Source organism: Microbacterium sp. NPDC056003, from assembly GCF_042274785.1.
Taxonomy (GTDB): Bacteria; Actinomycetota; Actinomycetes; order Actinomycetales; family Microbacteriaceae; genus Microbacterium.
On the sequence record NZ_JBHJXQ010000001.1, the window covers coordinates 1,400,609 to 1,420,616 of the forward strand.

Genomic DNA, 20,008 nt, shown 5'->3' on the forward strand with positions numbered 1-20,008 from the left:
GGGCGCGTCAGCGCGCCGGGGCGATCAGTTCTTCGGCTCGATGCGCAGGACGCCGGGCGCCTCGCCCACGGCGAGGTCGTCGACGACGCGCACCGTGCGGGCGAGATCGTCCACCGATCCGATCACGGTGCCGAAGCGCTCGCGGTCGGAGCACACCGCGGTGACGGTGACGAAGTGAGTGCCGGTGTCCCACGTGTAGGTGGCGAACGGCGGCGTGCGCGGGTCGGAGGGGAGCGGCATTTCGAGCTTCTCGCCGACGCCGAGGTGGCTGCTGCGGAACGACTCGGTGTCGTCGTACTCCATCGGCATCATGGCCCGGGCGGTGCGCAGCTGGGGCGTCGCCTCCTGCACCTGGGCCATCGTCACGACGAGCTCGGGGTCGGCCTTCCACACCCAGACCAGCACCCGCCCGGCGGCCCGCCGCATGAGGAAGGGCGCGGCCTGGCTCATCGCCCACGCGGCCACGCCGCTGCCCGGCCGCGCCGCGCCCACGGCGGTGTTCGCCTGGGACAGCAGCATGCGGATCGCGGCCTTGCGGTGCCGCCGTCCCCTGAACCCGAGGGACTCGGTCACGGGCACCCACAGGGTCGGATCGGCGTCGGCCTGGAGTCGGGGCATGCTTCCAGCGTACGGGGCTCACCAGGACCCCTCGGGTACAGTGGATGCCGCGCCACCCTCTCCTTCCCGCCGCGCACAACCCCGCCGCACAGACAGGCCCCTGTACCCCGTGACCGAGTCCGCGACGCCCGACGACCATCTGGCCGACGCCGAAGTCCAGCGACCCCTGACGATTCTGATCGGCGCCGACACCTGGCTGCCCCACGTCAACGGCGCTGCCCGGTTCGCGGAGCGACTGGCCGCAGGCCTCGTCAAGCGCGGCCACGACGTGCACGTGATGGCGCCGAGCGCCACCCATCGCGCTCACGGCACCTTCACCGAGGTGATCGAGGGCGAGCCGATGACCATGCACCGCATCGCCTCGTGGCGCTGGTACCCGCACGACTGGCTCACCTTCGTGCTGCCGTTCCGCTCGAAGTACTACGCGCGGCGCGTGCTCGACCGGGTCAAGCCCGATGTCGTGCACATCCAGTCGCACATCGTGATCGGCCGCGGACTCACGCGCATCGCCCGGCAGCGCGGCATCCCGGTGGTCGCGACCAATCATGTGATGGCCGAGAACGTGCTCGACTTCACAGTGCTGCCCGCCTCGTGGACGCGCTACGCGATCAAGCTCGCGTGGGAGGACGCCAAGCGCACGTTCGACATGACGCGCGCCGTCACCACACCCACGCGCAAGGCGGCGGAGTTCCTCGAGCGCACCATCGAGATCCAGAGCGTGATCCCGGTCAGCTGCGGCATCGAGGCGTCGAACTACACCGCCGACCTCACGCCCCGAGACGGCAACCGCCTCGTGTTCGTCGGCAGGCTCACCACCGAGAAGCAGATCGACGTCGTGCTGCGGGCGCTCGCCACGCTCGACCCGGCGCTCGATGTGACGTTCGACATCGTCGGCAAGGGAGACCAGCGCCGCAACCTCGAGGAGCTCACGCGCGAGCTCGGCCTGACCGAGCGTGTGCGCTTCCACGGTCACACCACCGACGACGAGCTCAAGGCGCTCCTCACGAACGCGAGCCTCTTCGTCATCGCGTCGATCGCCGAGCTGCAGTCCATCGCGACCATGGAGGCGATGGCGTCCGGCCTCCCCATCGTCGCCGCCGATGCCGTGGCGCTGCCGCACCTGGTGCACGACGGCGAGAACGGCTACCTCTTCCGCCCGGGCGATGTGGACGATCTCGCCGAGAAGCTCACCGCGGTGCTCACGCTCTCACCCGAGGATCGCCTGCAGATGCAGCAGGCGTCGCTCGACGGGGTGAAGGTGCACGACATGAAGCGCACGCTCGACACCTTCGAGGCGCTGTACCGCGACGAACCGCTGCCGGAGTAGCCCCCGTGCACGTCGTGATGTTCGGCGACCAGCACGTCGAGACCCTCGGCGGAGCCCAGGTGTCGATGCGGCTGCAACGGCGGTTCCTCGAGCTCGCCGGCCACGCCGTCACGATCGTCGCGCCGGCCGTGCACAGCACCCGGGGCAGATCCATCGCCGCCGACGACGCGTACCTCGACATGCCGTCGATCCCGATCACGTTCGACCGCGAGTACTCGATGTCGTGGCCGGGCCGGGGAACCGATCGCTGGGTGGATGCCGCGCTCGCCGCCCGCCCGCCGGTCGACGTCGTGCACATCCAGGGTGATTTCTGGGGGGCGTTCATCGGCCACCGCTATGCCGCACGGCACGGACTGCCCGTGGTGCACACCATGCACAATCGCGTCGACGTCGGCATCGAGGCGACGGCGCCCTTCCCGTCGGCCGTCCTCGCGGTGCTCAACGCCTGGCAGCGGCGCTCGCTCGACGTGCAGTCCAGCGGCGACGCCGACGGGTCCGACGGCTGGGCGTTCCTCCGGCGATTCGCCGGGCGCTCGCACGCCGTGACGGCACCTTCCACGCACTTCGCACGGCGGCTCGAGGACCACGGCGTGGTCCCGGGCGGTCGCCGCGGCATCCTGGACCTCCACTCGCCCGGATCGCGCGTCGACGTGGTGTGGAACGGCATCGACGACGAGGTCCTCGACGCCACCCTCGCCGAGGCGCCCGAGGAGCGCGCTCCGGGTCCGGCGCGGCTCGTCTGGCTCGGACGCATGAGCCCAGAGAAGCGTCTGCTGCCGTTCCTCGAAGCACTCGCGGAGTCGGGCGTGCGGGCCGAGGTCGAGGTCATCGGCGGGGGCGGCCAGTTGGCCGCGGCCGAGCGGTTGGTCGCGCGCACGCGGCCCGCGGCGTCGGTGGTCTTCGCCGGGCGGCTGCCGTATGACGAGACGCTCCGTCGCATCGCCGCGGCCGACGCGGTCGTGCAGACCTCGATCGGCTTCGAGACGCAGGGCATGACGATCTTCGAGGCGGCCTCGCTGGGGACGCCGTCGATCGTGAGCGACACCGACCTCGCGGCCGAACTCGGAGCGGGATTCTGGCGCGTGGGTGAGGGGAAGAGGACGGATGCCTCGACCGCGGCCCTGGCGGAGGCGCTGCGCACCGCGGTGGCCGCCATCGACGCGGGAACACCGGTGAAGGTGGACCCGACGATCCGCGAGCGGTTCCGGCAGTCGTCCCGCACGGCGGCGATGGTCGAGATCTACGACCGCGTCATCGCCGGCTGAAGCCCCGGCCCCGGTCCCTGAAGACCGGGGGCGAGGGACGGAGTCAGACGAGTCGTGACCAGTCGGTCGGGGTGCGACGGTATCCGTCGTTGCGAAGTGCCGTGATCGTCGAGGCGACCGCGACAGCGGACAGTGCTGCGAGAAGAATCACCATGAACATGGCAGAAACGCTACGCTTGTGGTTGTCCTGCCAACAGTGGCAGGATGGACACGCATCGCATGAAAACTGCCATGGCAGTCCCACCCCAGGAGGTCATCATGAAGACGGTCGCCGTCATCGTGCAGGACGGGTTCGCTCCGTTCGAGTTCGGCGTCGCATGCGAGGCCTTCGGGCTCGATCGCTCCGCCGACGGCATCCCGAACTTCGACTTCCGGATCGTGACACCCGACCCGGGCGTCGTGAACTCCAAGATGGGCTTCTCGATCAACGTCGATCACGACCTCTCGTTCGCCTATGAGGCCGACCTGGTCGTCGTGTCACCCACGCCGCGCGAGTACTGGGCGCGCAGCACCGCCGACGAGCGCGTGCTCGACGTGATCCGCCAGGCCGTCGCGCGCGATGCGTGGGTGCTGAGCGTCTGCAGCGGCTCGTTCGTCGTGGCCGCGTCCGGTGTGCTCGACGGGCGCAAGGCGACGACGCACTGGATGTACGCCGACGCGATGGCCCGCATGTACCCCGCCGTCCACGTCGACCCCGACGTGCTGTACGTGCAGGACGGCCGCATCATCACGAGCGCGGGCACCGCGGCCGGCCTGGACGCCTGCCTGCACCTGCTGCGCCAGGAGCTCGGGGCCGAGATGACCAACAAGATCGCCCGCCGCATGGTCGTTCCCCCGCAGCGCGACGGCGGACAGGCGCAGTTCATCGACCGGCCGCTGCCCGAGGTGGCGTCGCTGTCGCTCGCGCCGGTGACCGACTGGATGCTCGAGAACCTCCGTCTCGACCTCAGCGTCGACCAGCTCGCCTCGAAGGCCCACATGTCGCCGCGCACGTTCGCCCGGCGCTTCAAGGCCGACTACGGCGCGACGCCCGCGGCGTGGCTCGCGCGTCAGCGCATCATCCACGCGCAGCGGCTGCTCGAGAAGACCGACCTCGGACTCGACCGCATCGCCTACGAGAGCGGCTTCGGGTCGGCCGCCGTGCTGCGTCAGAACTTCGCGCGCGTCCTCGACACGACCCCGACGGCCTATCGGGCGCGGTTCTGCTGCACCCGCGAGGCGCGGGAGGCAGCAGGGATCGAGGCCGCCGAATCGCGGCGCGACGCAGGGGCGATGCTCGAACCCGTCGCGTAACCACCCGCGGCGGGCGAGGCCGCGCAGCGTCCACATCACTACGGTGTGAGCGTGCGGATCGATCCGAGGCGGTGGTTCTCCCGCAAGACTCTGGGGAAGGATGCCGCGGCCGGCCTGGTGCTGGGCGTGGAAGCCGTCCCCGACAGTCTCGCGGCGGGGCTGCTCGCGGGCGTGAATCCGCTCGCGGGGCTCTACGCCTATCTGTTCGGGATGGCCGGCGCCGCGTTCGTCACGAGCAGCGCGTTCATGGCCGTCCAGGCGACGAGTGCGATGGCGCTGGTCGTGTCGGACGCCGACCTCGCCTCTCGCCCGGATCCCGACCGCGCGCTGTTCACGCTCGCGATCCTCACGGGCGTGGTCATGGCGATCGCCGGCTTCGCCCGGGCCGGCCGGCTGGTGAGCTTCGTGCCGACCGCGGTGATGACGGGGTTCGTCACGGCGATCGGCGTGAACATCATCCTCGGGCAGCTCTCGAACTTCACCGGCTATCCCGGGCGGGGTGCCAACCGGCTGCTGAAGACGATCGACGTGCTCGTGCACATCGGGCAGTGGAACATCGCGTCGGTCGTGGTCGGCACCATCGCGATCCTGCTCATCGTCGTGCTGCGGCCGACCCGCGTGGGTAGCCTGGGGCTCGTCGTCGCGGTCATCGCCGGCTCGGTGTGCGCCGTCCTCCTCAACCTGTGGGTCGGCGACCCGGTGGCCCAGCTGCGCGACATCGTCGACGTTCCGCGCGGGCTGCCCGCGCCGGTGCTGCCGAGCGTCGCCGACATCCCGGTGCTGATCATCCCCGCGGTGTCGCTGGCCTTCATCGGCCTGGTGCAGGGAGCGGCGGTGTCGGCCGGCATCCCCAGCGCCGACGGTCGTCCGGCGGATGCGAACCGCGACTTCATCGGGCAGGGCGCGGGCAATGTCGTGTCGGGCCTCTTCCAGGGCATGCCGGTCGGAGGGTCGATGTCGGGATCGTCCATCATCGTGCAGTCCGGCGCGAAGACGCGCCTCGCGCTCTTCATCGCGGCGGCGGTGATGGCCGTCGTCGTGTTCGCCGCCTCCGACCTCGTGGCCTTCATCGCCATGCCCGCGCTCGCGGGACTGCTCATGGTGGTCGGATTCGGGGCGATCAAGCCCAGCCGGGTCTACTCGGTGACGAAGTCGGGCCCGTTGCCGACGGCCGTCATGGCGGTCACGTTCGGGCTGACGCTCGTGATCCCGCTGCAGTTCGCCGTACTCGCCGGCGTCGGCCTCGGGATCATCCTGTTCGTCGGCCAGCAGTCCAACCGCGTACGCGTGCGCGCTGTGCACATCGAGCCCGGCGGCCGCCTGCGCGAGTCGGAGCCGCCTGCGGTCGTGCCGTCCGACGACGTGCTGGTGCTGCAGCCCTACGGCAGCCTGTTCTTCGCCAGCGCGCCGATCTTCGAGAAGCAGCTTCCAGAAGTCAGCCGGGCGTCGCGCAATGCCGTCGTCATCGTCCGCTTGCGGGGAACCGATCAGATCGGGCTGTCGCTCGTCGACGTGCTGCGCCGCTTCGCGCATCAGCTGCGCGACGCCGGCTCCAGCCTGAAGGTGGTCGCGACCGAGGACCGTGTGCTCGACGCGCTCGAAGCGGGCGGGCTGCTCGCGGACATCGGGGAGCGGAACGTCTACAAGGGCACCGAATGGGTCGGTGAGACTCTGCGCCGTGCGCACGCCGATGCCCGCGCGGAGATCGGCGACCGGTCGTAGGTCAGTCGTCGAGGACGAACGTCACCTCCAGGACCACCTGGTAGGACGTGATGGCGCCGTCGGTGCACTCCACCTTCTGCTCCTTCACCCACGCGCCGCTGACGTTGCGCAGCGTCTGGTGGGAGCGGGCGATGCCCTCTCGGACAGCCGCCTCGAAGCTCTCGGGGGACCGTGCGGTGATCGTCGTGACGCGCGCGACCGTCGTGCTGCTCATCATGAACTCCTCTGTTCGTGTGGGTGGCTCCCAGCGTTCTCCCGCTCGCCGGACGAATCAACCCCTTGACGATCGGGCGCACGCATTGCCGCGGCATCCACTCTCCTGCTAAAGTTGAGTCATCACGACTCAACTTTGTGAGCAGACTTCAGGAGACACATGAACGCCACCCAGCAGCCCGGACAGGAGGACGCGCGCAGCGCCCTCGAGCAGTTCGGCATCAACCTCACCGACCGGGCCCGCCAGGGCAAGCTCGATCCGGTCATCGGCCGCGACAGCGAGATCCGGCGCGTCAGCCAGGTGCTGACCCGCCGCACGAAGAACAACCCCGTGCTCATCGGCGAGCCCGGCGTCGGCAAGACCGCTGTCGTCGAGGGCCTCGCGCAGCGCATCGTCGCAGGCGACGTCGCCGAGTCCCTCAAGGACAAGGAGCTCGTCACGCTCGACATCTCGGCGCTCGTCGCCGGCGCGATGTACCGCGGTCAGTTCGAGGAGCGCCTCAAGAGCGTCCTCAAGGAGATCACCGAGTCCGACGGGCGCATCATCACGTTCATCGACGAGCTGCACGTGCTCATGGGCGCGGGCGGCGGCGAGGGCTCCGTCGCGGCGTCCAACATGCTCAAGCCCATGCTGGCGCGCGGCGAGCTGCGCCTGATCGGGGCGACCACGCTCAACGAGTACCGGGAGTTCATCGAGAAGGATGCCGCGCTCGAGCGCCGCTTCCAGCAGGTCTACGTCGGTGAGCCCTCGGTCGAGGACACCGTGGCGATCCTGCGCGGGCTCAAGGAGCGGTACGAGGCCCACCACAAGGTGGCGATCGCCGACGCGGCGCTCGTGGCCGCAGCATCCCTCAGCCACCGCTACATCCCCAGCCGGCAGCTTCCCGACAAGGCGATCGACCTGATCGACGAGGCCGCCTCCCGCCTGCGCATGGAGATCGACTCCGCGCCGCTCGAGATCGACGAGCTGCGCCGCCACGTCGACCGCCTGAAGCTCGAGGAGCTCGCGCTCAAGAAGGAGAAGGACGACGCCTCGAAGGAGCGCCTCGCCGCCCTCCGCGAGACCCTCGCGGGCGAGCAGGAGCGACTCAGCGACCTGCAGGCCCGCTGGGAGCACGAGCGCGCCTCGCTCAACCGCGTGGGCGACCTGAAGACCAAGCTCGATGCCGCGCGCATGGAGGCGGAGCGCGCCCAGCGCGAAGGCAACCTCGAGAAGGCATCGCGCCTGCTCTATGCCGAGATCCCGGCGCTCGAGCGGCAGCTGATCGACGCCGAGCGCGACGAGCCCGCCGGCGACCGGATGGTCAACGACCAGGTCACCGACGAGGACATCGCCGCGGTCATCGCGGCGTGGACGGGCATCCCGGTCGGCCGGCTCCTGCAGGGCGAGACCGAGAAGCTGCTGCACCTCGAAGCCGAGCTCGGCAAGCGCCTGATCGGCCAGAAGGACGCCGTCAAGGCGGTGGCCGACGCCGTGCGGCGCTCGCGCGCCGGCATCAGCGACCCGAACCGGCCCACCGGCTCGTTCCTGTTCCTCGGCCCTACCGGTGTGGGCAAGACCGAGCTCGCCAAGGCGCTCGCCGAGTTCCTCTTCGACGACGAGCACGCCATGGTGCGCATCGACATGTCGGAGTACGGCGAGAAGCACACGGTGTCGCGGCTGGTGGGCGCCCCTCCCGGGTACATCGGCTACGAGCAGGGCGGTCAGCTGACCGAGGCGGTGCGGCGTCGTCCGTACTCGGTCGTGCTGCTCGACGAGGTGGAGAAGGCGCACCCCGAGGTCTTCGACGTGCTGCTGCAGGTCATGGACGACGGTCGCCTGACCGACGGCCAGGGCCGCACCGTCGACTTCAAGAACGTCATCCTGATCCTCACCTCGAACCTGGGCTCGCCGATCCTGATCGACCCGACCCTCTCGACCGAGCAGAAGCGCGAACAGGTGCAGGGGCTCGTCCGCCAGGCGTTCAAGCCCGAGTTCGTGAACCGCCTCGACGACATCGTCATCTTCCAGGCGCTCACCGAGGACGACCTCGCGCAGATCGTCGAGCTCGCGGTGTTCGCGCTGCAGCGCAGGCTGAAGGACCGCCGGCTCACACTGGCCGTGACACCCGACGCCCGAGGCTGGCTCGCCGAGCGCGGCTACGACCCGGTGTTCGGTGCGCGGCCGCTGCGCCGGCTCATCCAGTCCGAGATCCAGGACCGCCTCGCGATGGCGATCCTCGGCGGCGGAGTGCACGACGGCGACGTCGTGCGGGTGGATGTCGCAGCGGACGGCTCCGGGCTGTCGCTCGTCAGCGAGGGTCCCTCACCGGTCCCCGAGGCCGACGAGGAGGAGGTCATCGAGGCCGAGCTGCTGGAGGACTGACGCTTCCGCTCCGTGAGAGCATCGGAGCGTGCGCACCGTCCGGGCCCTGTGGGGATCGACCCATCCCGGCCCGACGCTGGTCGTCACGACGCTCGCGCTCACGCTGGGCCTCGCCGTCGGCCTCGAGCCGTGGCGGCTGGCGATGCTGACCCTCGCCGTCTTCGCGGGCCAGGTGTCGATCGGCATCTCGAACGACGCGCTCGATGCGGCGCGCGACCGAGCCGTCGGCCGGACCGACAAGCCCCTCGCACGGGGCGACGTGTCGCTGCGGGCCGCGTGGGGCGCGGCATCCGTCGCCCTGCTCGTCGCGCTCGCGCTGTCGGCACCTCTCGGCTGGCGGATGCTCGCGGCGCACGCGCTCTTCCTCGGATCGGCGTGGGCGTACAACGCGGGGCTGAAGTCGAGCGTGCTGTCGATCGTGCCGTTCATCGTGAGCTTCGGGATCTTCCCGTCGCTCGCGACGCTGTCGGCGCCCGACCCGGTGTTCGCGCCGGGCTGGGCGTGGATCGCGGGCGCGGCGCTGGGCTCGGCGGTGCATCTGACCAACGTCCTGCCCGACCTCGACGACGACGCCCGCACCGGCGTGCGCGGGCTGCCGCACCGGCTGGGAGCGCGGGTCTCGGCTGTCCTCGCCGCGAGCGCGGTGCTGGCCGGCGGGATCGCCGTGCTCCTCGGCACGTCGGGAGGCGATCTCGCGAGGGTCTCCCTCGTCTCGTGGCTCTTCTTCGCCGGCGTCGTCGTGGTCGCGGGGTGGACGATCGTGCGTGCGCTCGCGCGGCCTCCCGCGCGCGTGCTGTTCCGGCTCGTCATGGTCGCCGCGCTCCTGCTGGCCGCGCAGCTCGTCGCGAGCGGTGCCGCGCTGGCGGGGTGAGGCGGGGTGAGGCGGGGTAAGGCGGGGTGACGCGCGAGGCCGGTCAGGCGTCGGCGTCGAACCCCATCGAGTAGGCGCGGGCGAAGATGCGGTCGAAGGGAGGGGTCAGCATCGTGCGGACCAGCGCGCGCCGACCCGCGTCGACGGCCCGAGGCGCGCTCCGCCCGAGCGCTGTGTTCGCCGCGGCCAGACGTGCGGCGGTGCGGGCCGACGCGATCCGGCGTGCTTCCCATCGCGCCAGGTCCGCGTCCGGGGCTTCTCCGCTGCGCACCCACGTCGCGAGCAGCGGCGCGAGGGTCGCGGCGTCGAGCAGACCCAGGTTCATGCCCTGTCCGCCGATCGGGCTGACCTCGTGCGCGGCATCCCCGATCACGATCACCCGGCCGTTGCGCAGGCGCGGGGCGACCACCCGCCGCACGCCGAAGGCGGTCGCCTGTGAGACGGCGACGGATGCCTCGCCCTCTCCTCGCGCGTCGAGGGCGGCGCGCAGGCGCGCGGTGCGTGCCGCGGGGTCAGGGTCTGCTCCCGGGCGGTCCCACGTGACGAAGCGCCGATACCCGTCCGGGAGCGGGAACGACTCGAGCACGCCGTCGCGATCGAGGTGGATCACGGCGAGGTCGTCGTCGGCGCGAGGGCCGGTCGCGGCATCCGCCATCAGGTACCGGTCGCGATACTCGTGCGCGCGCACGGCACCGGGGCGGAAGACGAGGTCGCGCCCTCCGGCACCGGTCGCGACGACCACGATCGGCGCCGTGAGCTCGGTCGGGCGCCCGTCGACGCCGATCCGCACGCGCACCCCGTCAGCGCGGGGTGCGATCGACATCGCCGTCGCCCCACGGGTCGGCTCGGGGGCGTCGGCGGCGAGCACCGCCTCGGTCGCGGCCTGCGGCAGCGTCGCGACGAACGGGAACCGCGTCGACAGACGCGAGAACGACAGCGTGCCCAGGACGCGTCCGTCCGAGCGCGCCTCGCCACGGGGGACCCGGGCCGCGGCCGCGAGCAGTCGCTCGGTCACGCCGCCCGGTTCGAGGGCGGCGAGCACGGGCGCATGCACGCCGATCGCCCGCGTTCCGCCCCCGGCGGCGGGACGGCGCTCGTACAGCGCGACGTCGACGCCACGACGGGCGAGATCGCCCGCGAGCAGCATGCCGACCGGCCCCGCGCCGACGACGACGACGTCAGGCACTCGGCGACTCCGTGCGCGCGGCACCGTGTTCCGGCGCCGGCGCGAGCCCGGGTGCCGTGGCGTGCCCGGGTGCCGTGGCGAGCAGCCGGAACGGTGCGTGTCCGGTCACGCTCCAGGCGCCGGGCTCCGCGCGGTCGAGAAGGCGCCGCAGCTCGTCGCGCGTGTAGCTGCGGCGGATCGAGCGCAGTCCGTCGGTGCGCAGGAAGGTCCCGGGTGCGAACGGGGTGACGGCCACCGCGTACAGGACGTACGGCATCCGGCCGCGCGCGATGTCGCCGTGCAGCACCACGCCGTGCGAGAGCGCGCGGGACTGCGACAGGAACGCCGTCGTGTCGTCGCCGAGGTGGTGCAGCACATGGTTGGACAGCACTGCGTCGAACGTCTCGCCCTCGGCGACCAGGGTCGCGGCATCCGCCAGCCGGAAGCGCACGTTCGACGGGGCGTCCCGGCCGATCGCGACCTCGTGCGAGCGCGGGTCGGGGTCGACGCCGGTCCATGCGACGTCGAGCCCGTCCTTGGCCGCGAGCCGCGCGAGCCGCAGCACGAGGTCGCCTCCCCCCGAGCCCAGGTCGAGCACGCGCGCGGGACGGCCGAGCGAAGCGAGGTGCGGGGCCAGGCGGACTCGGTAAGCGAAGCCCCAGCCCGAGAAGAGGCGATTGATGGTGCCGAACCGGCGCAGAGTCGCGCGCAGGAGCCGCGGATCGCAGGCCGGATCGTCCATGAGCTCCTCGAGCTCGACGTCGCGGACCGCCAGGCTCATGCGCCGGCGACCGCCGCGACCGCCGCCGGCTCGTCGGCGACCGCAGAGCCTGGGGCGCCGCGCTTGGTGAGGAGCGCCGATTCGACGGTCAGCCCGGGCCCGAACGCCAGGGCGGCGAGCCGCGCACCGTCGGCGACGGCGTCATCGCGCAGCAACCGCTCGAGGATGAACAGGATCGTGGCGCTCGACATGTTGCCGTAGTCGCGCAGCACGCTTCGAGAGGCGTCGAGGGCGGTGGACGGAAGCTCGAGGCCCGCCTTGACCCGGTCGAGCACGCTGCGCCCGCCGGGATGGACCGCCCAGACGTCGGGCGTCGCCTCGCCCGCCAGGAAGCGGTCGACCGCGCCGCGGATCTCGCGTCCGACGATGCGGGGCACCTCGGCCGACAGGATCATCTCGAACCCGTGGTCGCCGATGGTCCAGACCATGTCGGCTTCACCCTCCGCCGTCAGCGCCGTTGAGAAGCGGTTGAGCTCGAGCCCGCCCTCGCGCCCCGCGCCGGGGTCGGCGGTGACCACGGCCGCGGCGGCCCCGTCGGCGAAGACCGACGCGGCCACGATCTGCTGCGGGTCGGCCGACGGCCGGATGTGCAGCGTGCACAGCTCGACGCACACGACGAGCACGACGGCCGCCGGGTCGGAATCGGCGATGCGCGACGCGAGCCGCAGTCCGGGCATCGCCGCCGCGCAGCCGATGAAGCCGAGGTGGTAGCGCTCGACCGACGGGTCGAGGCCGAGGTCGCGCACGAGCCGGTAGTCCGGCCCGGGGGCGAAGAATCCGGTGCACGAGACGGTCACGACGTGGGTGATGGCGGATGCCTCGATCTCGGCGTCCGCCATCGCGACGCGGGCAGCCTCGGCGTAGAGCGCAGGCGCGGTGCGGATGTACAGGTCGTTCCGGGTGCCGGTCGTCGGGCGGAGGAGGCCGCGCTCGGCGTCGATGAACGCCGTGCCGTCGTCAGGACCGGGCACCCCCGACCGGGCGAGCTGGGCGAGCACGGTATGCCGGTGCTCGATCTCGGCAGCGTCGAAGGCCGCACGGATCAGCCGCGCGGTCAGGCGGTCGACGCCGGGCTGCGTCGCGAAGAGGTCGCGGGCCTCTGTCTGGGCGACGCGGGTCGTCGGGACGGCGGTTCCGATCGAGACGATGCGCGGACTCATGCTCACACCTAAGCACCCCGAGGCCCCACGCGGGGCCGTCTTGTGCGAACCGTCAGGTTCGTGCAGAGCGCGGGGCGCGGCATCCGCTCGCGTACTACGGTCGGATCATGCACATCGAGGGCACCGGTCGCTTCGTGTTCTACGCCCAGTGGCCGGTGGCCGTGTTCCTGCCGGTGCTGTTCTTCATCGGACGCGGGAACCTCGGCGCCGAGGTGGGCCGGCTCGGCTTCTTCGGGATCGTCTACGGCCTCATCGTGATCGCGCTGCTGCTCGTGCCGCCCGTGATCACGCTGTTCGATCCCGAGGTGCGGCGGGCGCGATCCACGCGGCTCTTCTACGACATCGCGAGCGCTGTGCTGTGGCTCGGCATCGTGCTCGGCGCGCTCACCGTGCCCGACTCCGGCGACAGCGGCCCGCTCGAGACGGTGCTCATGGCGTGGTTCGGCATCACGGCGCAGACCTCCGCGGCGCTGTTCGCCATCGCCGCCGGGCTCATCGGCCTGTCCTACCTCGCACAGCTGGTGCTGGCCGTGATGGGGGTCACCCGCGGCCGGGCGGCCGTCGCGAAGGGGTGAGCCGCCGGGTCCGGGTCACTTCTCGTCGGCGGATGCGGCGGATGCGGCGGATCCGGTGTGCTGGTCGGGGAGCTCGCGCATCGACCAGAACGGCGAGAACACGACGAACACCGCCGACAGCAGCTGGCCGATCGCACCGACCCACATCGTCGGGATGACGCCCAGCCACGTGCCGAGCACACCGGCGAGCAGCGCGGCGATCGGCATCACGCCCCAGATGACGAAGCGCACCGAGGCGTTCATGCGCCCGAGCAGGCGGGGCGGCGTGATCCGCTGACGGAACGTCACCTGCGTGATGTTGTACACGAGAACCATGAAGCTCATCACGAAGAACTGGCCGACCAGCAGCGGGAAGGCGAACGCGGGGGTGAGCGCCGCCACCGGCAGCAGCAGGGCGACGAAGCTGAAGCCGAGCGCGGCAGCAGGGATCGCGCGGCCCTCGCCGATCAGCCGCACGATGTGCGGGGTGGCCATGGCACCGAGCAGTCCGCCCACCGAGGCGAGCGAGAAGATCAGGCCGAGCGACGCGGGGGAGAATCCGAGCTCGCGCAGCAGGAACAGCGGCAGCAGCGTGGTCGACACCGTGTTGAAGAAGTTCGACGTGCCCGTCGTCGCGACGATGCGGCGCAGCAGCTTCTCGGTGAAGACGAAGCGCAGACCCTCCCAGATCTCGTGGAGGATCGGGCCGCGCCGGGCAGGGTCGTGTTCCTCCTCATGGTCGCGCGTGACCAAGAGCGCGAACGCCGACACGACATAGGTGCCGGCCGTCGCGAGCACGGCGACGGGCGCGGTGACCACGCCGATCAGCCAGCCGCCGAATCCCGGGCCGGCGATGTTGGCGAGCTCGTACGTGGACTGCAGCTTCCCGTTCGCCTCGGCGATCTGGTTCGGGCGCACCAGCGACGGCACGATGCTCTGGTACGACACGTCGAAGAACACCGTGGCGATGCCGATGATCGCGGCGATGACCACGAGGTGCCAGATCTGCAGGACTCCGAGGATCCACAGCAGCGGCACGAGCGCGAGCGCGACGGCCCGCACGGCGTCGGCGGCGATCATGACGTGGCGCTTGCGCATGCGGTCGATCCATGCGCCCGCCGGCAGCCCGACCAGCAGGAAGGCGGCGACGTTGGCCGCGTTGAGCACGCCCACCTGGAACTCGGTGGCGTTGAGCAGCAGCACCGCGAGCACCGGGATCGCGAGCTCGGCGATCTGCGCGCCGAACTGGCTGAGGGTCTGACCGCTCCACAGCGTCAGGAAGTTGGGGTCCCGCCAGAGCGATCCGCTCGGCGACGGGCTGGGAAGCGGGTCGGGCTGATCCGCATCGGCTGCGGCGTCGGCGCGCGCGGCGGAGGAGGTTCCGGATGCCTCGGCCCGCGCCTCGGCCAGGATCGCGTCGTCGACATCGACGTCAGCGGGGGCGTCGTGCGCGTCCGGTGATTGGGACATGCCAATCAGTGTCGGACACTGATTGAGAGTTGTCAATCAGTGTCCTAGTCTGGAGTGGTGACCGAGCAGCGTGTCGGGGGCGAGATGCGCCCGCCGACCGATCCCGCCGACGAGGCGCGCCTTCGCGCGCTGAGTTCACCGCTGCGCCTGCGCGTGCTGCGGCTGTGCGCGTTCGAGTCGCGGACGAACAAGGAGCTCGCCGAGCTCCTCGGCGTGAACCCGGGCACGATGCTCCATCACGTGCGCACGCTCGTGCAGACCGGCTTCCTTGCGGCCCAGCCCGAGCGCGTCGGAGCGCAGGGCGCGCGTGAGGTGCCGTATCGGGCGACGGGCCTGTCGTGGCGCACCCCGATGCCGCACCGGAGCCGCGTGCTGGTCGAGGTCTTCCTGCAGCAGATCGAGGGCGTCGAACCCGAAGAACTCGATACCGCGTGGCTCGGGCTCAAGCTCAACGCAGAGCACAAGGCCGAGCTGCAGCAGCGCATCGTCGATCTGCTCGAGGAGTTCAAGGAGCGCGAGCCCGACCCCGACGGCGAGCCGTACTCGCTTTTCACGGCGCTGCACCCCGACCTGAACCCGCCCGCCCCGGGGTCTCAGGCGTCGCCCGTGGCCTGACGGAGGCGCGCATCCCGGTCGAGCGGTGACCGCGCCGGCGACCGCACCCGCGACCGCGCCGACGACCGCGCCTGCGACCGCGCCCGGCACCTCCTCGCCGAGATCAGGCGATTCGGCGGATGCGGGCCGATCTTCCGCGAATCGTCCTGTTCTCGTCGAATCGCCTGATCTCGTCGACGCTTCACACACGACGAAATCCGGCGTTTCTTCCCCGCCGTTCGACGCGCGGAGCACCGGGCGGGCGTCGTAGCGTGGCGGCATGACCATCGCGACGGCCGACCACTACGACAAGCACGGGGACGCGCTCGACTCGCTCTCCCTTCAGCTGCACGACCTCGGGGGCCGGGTGGCGTTCGACGGACCGGTCCGCACGGTGCGCTGCCACCGCGACAACGCGCTGGTGAAGGCCCTGCTCGCCACACCGGGCGACGGCGCCGTGCTGGTGATCGACGGCGGCGGCTCGCTGCAGTCGGCGCTCGTCGGCGACCTCATCGCCGCGACGGCGGTCGAGCACGGATGGGCCGGGATCATCGTGCACGGAGCGATCCGCGACCGTGAGGCGATCGCCGCCCTCCCGCTCGGCGTGAAGGCGCTCGGCTCGAACCCGCGCAAGAGCGCGAAGGACGGCGTCGGCGAGGTCGACGTGCCCGTCGAGATCGCAGGCGTGGTCTTCACGCCCGGCCGGCACGTCTGGGCAGACGCCGACGGCGTGCTCGTCGAGCGCTGAGCCGGGGTTCGGGCGGGAAGGGCACCCGCGCCGACCCCGGGCGCACGGTGGCACGATGGAATGAGCGATCAAGGGAGACGCCATGACCGACGCCTACGTCTACGATGCCGTGCGCACGCCGCGCGGTCGCGGCAAGGCGACCGGCGCCCTGCACGGGGTGGCGCCGCACGAGCTCGTCGTGGGCCTCGTCGACGCGCTGCGCGCCCGGCATCCCGGTCTCGACCCGGCGGGAGTCGACGACGTCATCCTCGGGTGCGTCACTCCGATCGGCGACCAGGGCTCCGACATCGCGAAGGTCGCCGCGCTCGCCGCCGGCCTGCCCGACTCGGTCCCCGGAGTGCAGCTCAACCGCTTCTGCGGCTCGGGCCTCGAGGCCGTCAATCAGGCGGCGGCACGCGTGCGGTCCGGCTGGGAGGACCTCTTCCTCGCGGGCGGCGTCGAGTCGATGAGCCGCGTGCCGATGGGCTCCGACGGCAGCCCGTTCGCGACCGACCGTGCGGCGGCGATCTCGCCCGACTCCGTGCCGCAGGGCATCAGCGCCGACCTCATCGCGACGCTCGAGGACTACACGCGCGACGACGTCGACCGCTTCGCCGCGACGTCGCACGAGCGCGCCGCCCGCGCCTGGGAGGAGGGCCGGTTCGACAGGTCGGTGATCCCCGTCCTCGGCGCGGACGGAGCGCCGCTGCTCGAGCGCGACGAGATCATCCGACCTGGCACGACGGTCGAGACCCTGGCCGCGCTGCCCCCGGCCTTCGCAGGGATGGGCGCCGCCGGCTACGATGACCTCGCGCTCGCGAAGTATCCCCAGGCGAGCGCGATCCAGCACGTCCACCACGCCGGCAACTCGTCGGGCATCGTCGACGGCGCCGCCCTCGTCCTCGTCGGCAGTGAGCGGGCCGGTGCGCGTCACGGACTCACGCCGCGCGCCCGCATCCGCTCGGCCGCCGTCGTGAGCACCGAGCACACGATCATGCTGACCGGCCCGGGCCCGGCGTCGAAGCTCGCCCTCGAGCGCGCCGGGCTCCGCATCCACGACATCGACCTCGTCGAGATCAACGAGGCCTTCGCCTCCGTCGCCCTGCGCCTCATGCGCGACCTCGACGACTTCCCCCATGAGCGCACCAACGTCAACGGCGGCGCGATCGCGATGGGGCACCCGCTCGGCGCCACCGGCGCGATGATCCTCGGCACGCTGATCGACGAGCTCGAGCGCACCGGCGGACGCTACGGCCTGGCCACGCTCTGCATCGGCGGCGGCATGGGCGTCGCGACCGTGGTCGAGCGGCTCTGACGGCGCCGCACCGCACCCCCTGGACACGGGGCGCCCGGAGGCGGAGGCTGGCTGCAGCCACGACCCAGGGAGACAGCATGTTCACACCCGCTCGCGCCTTCAGCAGCTTCGCCGTCACCGACCTCGGCGCGGCGAAGACGTTCTACGGCGAGACCCTCGGCCTGCCCGTGCAGGAGTACGACATGGGCATCCTCGAACTCACGATCGGAAGCGGCGCGCGCGTGATGGTCTATCCGAAGGAGGACCACCAGCCCGCCGTCTTCACCATCCTGAACTTCGACGTCGACGACGTCGAGGCGGCGGTCGACGACCTCAACGCCCGCGGCGTCGTGACCAAGATCTACGACGACTCCGAGTTCCCCACCGACGCGAAGGGCATCTCGCGCGACATGGGCCCTGCGATCGCGTGGTTCCGCGACCCGTCGGGCAACGTCCTGGCGGTGCTGAAGACGGAGTGAGCGATGGATGCCTCGTCCCGCGCGCACAGAGCGAGGGACGAGGCATCCGGGACCGAACTCAGCCGGCGAGCGCCTCCGAGAGCTTCACGCGGCCGCCCATGCGCAGCAGCGAGTTCTCGTAGATGCGCGAGCCGACGAGGATCGCGGCGATGCACGTCGCGATGAGGATCGCGAGCGAGAGCAGCGGCTCCCACCACTGCGCCTCGCCGAGGAACAGTCGCATCGGCATGCCCACCGGCGCGGAGAACGGCACGTACGACATGATCCCCAGCACGAGCGGGTTGTCGAAGAAGAAGATCACCAGGAAGTACGGCGCCATGATCAGCATCGTGAGCGGCGTGGTGGTCGAGCCGACGTCCTCCATGCGCGACACCATCGACGCCGCGGCCGCGAACAGCGCCGCCAGCAGGATGAACCCGAACAGGAAGAAGACCGCGAACCAGGCGATCGGCCCGCCGAGCCCCTGCAGCAGTGCCGTCTGACCGGTGACCGTGAGGCCGACGATCGCGATCGCCGCGAGCAGCAGGATCTGGCCCATCGCGAGGATCGTGTTGCCGATCACCTTGCCGGCGAGCAGCGCGCGCACCGGGATCGCCGAGATGAGCAGCTCGACCACACGGGTCTGCTTCTCTTCGACGACGCTCTGCGCGATCGTGCCGCCGAACATCGAGGCCGCGAACAGGAACACGACGCCGAAGCCGATCGCCGCGAGGTAGCCGAGCGCCTGATTGCCGGTCTGAGGCTCGAGCAGCACGACCGTCGGCGCCTGCGACAGCTGCAGCAGCAGCTGCGACGGGGCGCTCGAGTCCGCGATCACGGCGATCCCGACCGGCGAGTCCGGATCGGCCACGATGGCGGCGTCGACGTCCCCGTCCGCGACGAGCGCCTCGGCGGCGGCGCGATCGTCGACCTCGGTGATGTCGAGTCCCTGCACGTCCGCGACGGCGGACGAGGCATCCGCGGTCACCGCGACCGGGGTGCCGGTGGAGTTCGCGGCCGCGAAGCCACCCCAGATGACGAGCGCCAGCGCGCCGATCAGCAGGATCGCCGTCGAGATGACGAACGCCTTGCTGCGCAGCTTCGAGCCGATCTCGCGCTCGGCGACGAGCCAGACTGCCTGAGCCGTGCCGAGGCCGGCTGCGGGGATGCGGGTGGGGGTGCTCACTGGATGACCTCCTTGAAGATCTGGGCGAGGGTGGGATGCTGCGGCGCGAAGCTCGCGACATCGCCCTGGTCTACGGCCCGGCGCAGCACGCGCTGGGCGGTCTCGTCGGTGTCGGCGTCGAACACGGCGTAGCCGCCGTCGAAGTCGAGGACCTCGACCCCGGGCTCGGAGCGCAGCCAGCCGGCATCCCCCGTCGACACGAGCTCGAAGCGGCGGGTGGAGTGCTGAGCGCGCAGCACGTCGCGGGCACCGGCCGCGCGGATCGTGCCGCCGGCGATGATGACGAGGTCGTCGCACAGCCGCTCGACGACGTCGAGCTGGTGCGACGAGAAGAGCACGGCGGCGCCGCCGGCGGCGCGCTCCTGCAGCACGCCTGCGACGACGTCGACAGCGAGCGGGTCGAGTCCCGAGAAGGGCTCATCGAGGATCAGGACCTGCGGGTCGTGCACCAGGGCGGCGGCGATCTGCGCACGCTGCTGGTTGCCGAGCGAGAGCGTCTCGACGTTGTCGTTCAGGCGCTCGCCGAGTCCGAGCTGCTCGAGCAGCGCGGTGGCGCGGGCGGTGGCATCCGCCTTCGTGAACCCGTGCAGGCGCGCGAGGTACACGACGTGCTCGAGCACCTTCATCTTCGGGTAGAGCCCGCGCTCTTCGGGCATGTAGCCGAAGCGGCGGCGATCGGACGCCGTGACCTCGGCGCCGTCGAGCCGGACGTCGCCGCCGTCCTTGGCGAGCACACCCAGGACGATGCGCATCGTCGTCGTCTTGCCCGCGCCGTTGCCGCCCACGAAGCCGGTGAGCCTACCCGGTTCGACGTTGAACGCGACGTCGTCGAGCACGCGCCGCCCTCCGTAGCTCTTGGTGATCCCCGTCAGCTGCAGCATCCCGCTCCTCCTGTCGATTCCTGCGTCCGACGTTACGGAGCCCGCGATCGCGCGTCCTCCCCCT

Annotated in this window: 19 protein-coding genes; 11 read left to right on the forward strand and 8 right to left on the reverse strand. The window is 71.3% G+C overall.

Translation table 11 applies throughout. The features are described from left to right. Positions 1 to 24: 24 nt before the first annotated feature. Positions 25 to 618 (reverse strand): hypothetical protein, encoded by a 594-nt coding sequence (locus tag ACFC1W_RS06485; RefSeq protein ID WP_375990031.1) that lies wholly within the window; start codon positions 616 to 618, stop codon positions 25 to 27. A gap of 109 nt (positions 619 to 727) precedes the next feature. Between ACFC1W_RS06485 and ACFC1W_RS06490 the strand changes: the two genes are divergently transcribed. The 4 genes from ACFC1W_RS06490 to ACFC1W_RS06505 all read left to right on the forward strand — a co-directional run bounded on the left by ACFC1W_RS06490 (position 728) and on the right by ACFC1W_RS06505 (position 6,225). Next, positions 728 to 1,945, forward strand: a complete 1,218-nt coding sequence (locus tag ACFC1W_RS06490) for a glycosyltransferase (protein ID WP_375990034.1) — start codon at positions 728 to 730, stop codon at positions 1,943 to 1,945. Positions 1,946 to 1,950: 5 nt separating this feature from the next. Continuing rightward, positions 1,951 to 3,210 (forward strand): glycosyltransferase, encoded by a 1,260-nt coding sequence (locus ACFC1W_RS06495; protein ID WP_375990036.1) that lies wholly within the window; start codon positions 1,951 to 1,953, stop codon positions 3,208 to 3,210. A gap of 258 nt (positions 3,211 to 3,468) precedes the next feature. Next, the gene (locus ACFC1W_RS06500) at positions 3,469 to 4,503 is read left to right on the forward strand and encodes a GlxA family transcriptional regulator (RefSeq protein ID WP_375991436.1); all 1,035 of its coding nucleotides are present in this window, start codon (positions 3,469 to 3,471) and stop codon (positions 4,501 to 4,503) included. A 51-nt stretch (positions 4,504 to 4,554) separates the two neighbouring features. Next, positions 4,555 to 6,225 carry a SulP family inorganic anion transporter gene (locus ACFC1W_RS06505; protein ID WP_375990039.1) on the forward strand — a complete coding sequence of 557 codons (1,671 nt, stop codon included), beginning with the start codon at positions 4,555 to 4,557 and terminating at the stop codon, positions 6,223 to 6,225. 1 nt (position 6,226) lies between these two features. Here ACFC1W_RS06505 and ACFC1W_RS06510 read toward each other — a convergent pair whose 3' ends face one another. Next, entirely contained in the window at positions 6,227 to 6,439 is a 213-nt protein-coding gene (locus tag ACFC1W_RS06510; protein WP_375990042.1) for a dodecin family protein, read from the reverse strand. A 159-nt stretch (positions 6,440 to 6,598) separates the two neighbouring features. Here ACFC1W_RS06510 and ACFC1W_RS06515 point away from each other — a divergent pair, with 159 nt between their 5' ends. Together ACFC1W_RS06515 and ACFC1W_RS06520 are read left to right on the forward strand one after the other, a co-directional pair. Beyond that, a complete protein-coding gene (locus ACFC1W_RS06515; RefSeq protein WP_375990045.1) occupies positions 6,599 to 8,803 on the forward strand; it encodes an ATP-dependent Clp protease ATP-binding subunit in 2,205 nt (734 codons plus the stop codon). A 28-nt stretch (positions 8,804 to 8,831) separates the two neighbouring features. Beyond that, complete coding sequence (locus ACFC1W_RS06520) at positions 8,832 to 9,674, forward strand: UbiA family prenyltransferase (protein ID WP_375990047.1); 843 nt, start codon at positions 8,832 to 8,834, stop codon at positions 9,672 to 9,674. Between the two features lie 43 nt (positions 9,675 to 9,717). On the opposite strand, the gene ACFC1W_RS06525 is transcribed toward ACFC1W_RS06520, so the two are convergent. From ACFC1W_RS06525 to ACFC1W_RS06535, 3 genes are read right to left on the reverse strand one after another with little or no spacing between them, the layout of a single operon-like run. Beyond that, on the reverse strand, positions 9,718 to 10,860 hold the full coding sequence (locus tag ACFC1W_RS06525; protein WP_375990049.1) for an FAD-dependent oxidoreductase: 1,143 nt from the start codon (positions 10,858 to 10,860) through the stop codon (positions 9,718 to 9,720). Next, entirely contained in the window at positions 10,853 to 11,620 is a 768-nt protein-coding gene (locus tag ACFC1W_RS06530; RefSeq protein WP_375990052.1) for a methyltransferase domain-containing protein, read from the reverse strand. The genes ACFC1W_RS06525 and ACFC1W_RS06530 overlap by 8 nt, the downstream gene beginning before the upstream one ends. Next, positions 11,617 to 12,780 (reverse strand): type III polyketide synthase, encoded by a 1,164-nt coding sequence (locus ACFC1W_RS06535; RefSeq protein WP_375990054.1) that lies wholly within the window; start codon positions 12,778 to 12,780, stop codon positions 11,617 to 11,619. Before ACFC1W_RS06535 ends, ACFC1W_RS06530 begins: the two co-directional genes overlap by 4 nt. 107 nt (positions 12,781 to 12,887) lie before the next feature. Between ACFC1W_RS06535 and ACFC1W_RS06540 the strand changes: the two genes are divergently transcribed. Next, positions 12,888 to 13,355, forward strand: a complete 468-nt coding sequence (locus ACFC1W_RS06540; protein WP_375990056.1) for a hypothetical protein — start codon at positions 12,888 to 12,890, stop codon at positions 13,353 to 13,355. A gap of 15 nt (positions 13,356 to 13,370) precedes the next feature. On the opposite strand, the gene ACFC1W_RS06545 is transcribed toward ACFC1W_RS06540, so the two are convergent. After that, a complete protein-coding gene (locus tag ACFC1W_RS06545; protein ID WP_375990058.1) occupies positions 13,371 to 14,804 on the reverse strand; it encodes an MFS transporter in 1,434 nt (477 codons plus the stop codon). Between the two features lie 57 nt (positions 14,805 to 14,861). Here ACFC1W_RS06545 and ACFC1W_RS06550 point away from each other — a divergent pair, with 57 nt between their 5' ends. The 4 genes from ACFC1W_RS06550 to ACFC1W_RS06565 all read left to right on the forward strand — a co-directional run bounded on the left by ACFC1W_RS06550 (position 14,862) and on the right by ACFC1W_RS06565 (position 17,898). Beyond that, the gene (locus ACFC1W_RS06550; protein WP_375990060.1) at positions 14,862 to 15,419 is read left to right on the forward strand and encodes an ArsR/SmtB family transcription factor; all 558 of its coding nucleotides are present in this window, start codon (positions 14,862 to 14,864) and stop codon (positions 15,417 to 15,419) included. Between the two features lie 259 nt (positions 15,420 to 15,678). After that, on the forward strand, positions 15,679 to 16,146 hold the full coding sequence (gene rraA, locus ACFC1W_RS06555) for a ribonuclease E activity regulator RraA (RefSeq protein ID WP_375990061.1): 468 nt from the start codon (positions 15,679 to 15,681) through the stop codon (positions 16,144 to 16,146). Positions 16,147 to 16,228: 82 nt separating this feature from the next. Next, positions 16,229 to 17,440 (forward strand): acetyl-CoA C-acetyltransferase, encoded by a 1,212-nt coding sequence (locus ACFC1W_RS06560; protein ID WP_375990063.1) that lies wholly within the window; start codon positions 16,229 to 16,231, stop codon positions 17,438 to 17,440. A gap of 77 nt (positions 17,441 to 17,517) precedes the next feature. Next, positions 17,518 to 17,898 carry a VOC family protein gene (locus ACFC1W_RS06565; RefSeq protein ID WP_375990065.1) on the forward strand — a complete coding sequence of 127 codons (381 nt, stop codon included), beginning with the start codon at positions 17,518 to 17,520 and terminating at the stop codon, positions 17,896 to 17,898. Between the two features lie 58 nt (positions 17,899 to 17,956). Here ACFC1W_RS06565 and ACFC1W_RS06570 read toward each other — a convergent pair whose 3' ends face one another. Together ACFC1W_RS06570 and ACFC1W_RS06575 are read right to left on the reverse strand one after the other, a co-directional pair. Then, positions 17,957 to 19,063, reverse strand: coding sequence for an ABC transporter permease (locus ACFC1W_RS06570; RefSeq protein ID WP_375990067.1), 1,107 nt, complete (start codon positions 19,061 to 19,063; stop codon positions 17,957 to 17,959). Next, positions 19,060 to 19,944 (reverse strand): ABC transporter ATP-binding protein, encoded by an 885-nt coding sequence (locus tag ACFC1W_RS06575; protein ID WP_375990070.1) that lies wholly within the window; start codon positions 19,942 to 19,944, stop codon positions 19,060 to 19,062. The genes ACFC1W_RS06570 and ACFC1W_RS06575 overlap by 4 nt, the downstream gene beginning before the upstream one ends. Between the last annotated feature and the right edge of the window lie 64 nt (positions 19,945 to 20,008).

Bases quoted from the DNA above. Each gene is read 5' to 3' on its own strand.
- ACFC1W_RS06575 (WP_375990070.1), bottom strand. From the start codon at position 19,944: ATGCTGCAGCTGACGGGGATCACCAAGAGCTACGGAGGGCGGCGCGTG.
- ACFC1W_RS06485 (WP_375990031.1), bottom strand. From the start codon at position 618: ATGCCCCGACTCCAGGCCGACGCCGATCCGACCCTGTGGGTGCCCGTG.
- ACFC1W_RS06540 (WP_375990056.1), top strand. From the start codon at position 12,888: ATGCACATCGAGGGCACCGGTCGCTTCGTGTTCTACGCCCAGTGGCCG.
- ACFC1W_RS06515 (WP_375990045.1), top strand. From the start codon at position 6,599: ATGAACGCCACCCAGCAGCCCGGACAGGAGGACGCGCGCAGCGCCCTC.
- ACFC1W_RS06545 (WP_375990058.1), bottom strand. From the start codon at position 14,804: ATGTCCCAATCACCGGACGCGCACGACGCCCCCGCTGACGTCGATGTC.
- ACFC1W_RS06530 (WP_375990052.1), bottom strand. From the start codon at position 11,620: ATGAGCCTGGCGGTCCGCGACGTCGAGCTCGAGGAGCTCATGGACGAT.
- ACFC1W_RS06510 (WP_375990042.1), bottom strand. From the start codon at position 6,439: ATGAGCAGCACGACGGTCGCGCGCGTCACGACGATCACCGCACGGTCC.
- ACFC1W_RS06535 (WP_375990054.1), bottom strand. From the start codon at position 12,780: ATGAGTCCGCGCATCGTCTCGATCGGAACCGCCGTCCCGACGACCCGC.
- ACFC1W_RS06500 (WP_375991436.1), top strand. From the start codon at position 3,469: ATGAAGACGGTCGCCGTCATCGTGCAGGACGGGTTCGCTCCGTTCGAG.
- ACFC1W_RS06560 (WP_375990063.1), top strand. From the start codon at position 16,229: ATGACCGACGCCTACGTCTACGATGCCGTGCGCACGCCGCGCGGTCGC.
- rraA (WP_375990061.1), top strand. From the start codon at position 15,679: ATGACCATCGCGACGGCCGACCACTACGACAAGCACGGGGACGCGCTC.
- ACFC1W_RS06565 (WP_375990065.1), top strand. From the start codon at position 17,518: ATGTTCACACCCGCTCGCGCCTTCAGCAGCTTCGCCGTCACCGACCTC.